The following is a 663-nucleotide window of genomic DNA, read 5'->3' on the forward strand; positions in this document are numbered from 1 at the left end:
GGCAACCGTTCTCGCGGTATGAAAGTTTTCATGCGTTTTCCCTGCCCTGGAGCGTCAGTTCGGCCCCTCTACTGAGAAGTACCGTGTCGACCAGCGGGATCTTCTGATCAATGAAGCGGAAGTGGCGGTGGACGAGGAAGACGCATCGGAGAGCACCACCACTGTTGATGACGCGACGATCGACACCGCTACGCCTGCTAAGCGTCGCACGCGCGGCGGGCGCGTTGCGCTACCGCCAGAGTTGCCGCGTATCGAGGTTATCCATGAACTGCCCGACGAGGCGCGCCACTGCGACGATGACGGCACCGCGCTGAAGGTGATCGGTGAAGAGGTTAGCGAGGAGTTGCATGTGGTGCCCGCACGGATCGAGGTGATCCGTCATGTGCGACGCAAATATGCCTGCCCGCTGTGCGAAGAGGGCGTTAACACCGCCCCAGCGCCGGCCAAGCTGTTGCCCAAGAGCAATGCCAGCGCCACGCTGCTCGCCTATATCGCGACGGCTAAATACCAGGACGCGCTGCCGCTTTATCGACAGAGCCAGATCTTTGCCCGCCATGGCGCCGAGATCCCCCGCAATACCCTGGCGCGCTGGATGGTGCAAGCGGGAGAACGGATCACCCAGGGAAAACGCATGAAAAACCGCGCTACGACGGGTTTTGTAGC

Annotated in this window: 1 pseudogene; it reads left to right on the plus strand. The window is 61.4% G+C overall.

Features of this window, described 5'->3' with window-relative positions:
* Window positions 1-43: 43 nt before the first annotated feature.
* Window positions 44-663 (plus strand): annotated as a pseudogene (locus INT21_RS12055) (IS66 family transposase zinc-finger binding domain-containing protein); the annotation flags it as partial.

Origin of the sequence: Halomonas sp. 3F2F (assembly GCF_014897805.1) — a bacterium.
Taxonomy (GTDB): Bacteria; Pseudomonadota; Gammaproteobacteria; order Pseudomonadales; family Halomonadaceae; genus Vreelandella.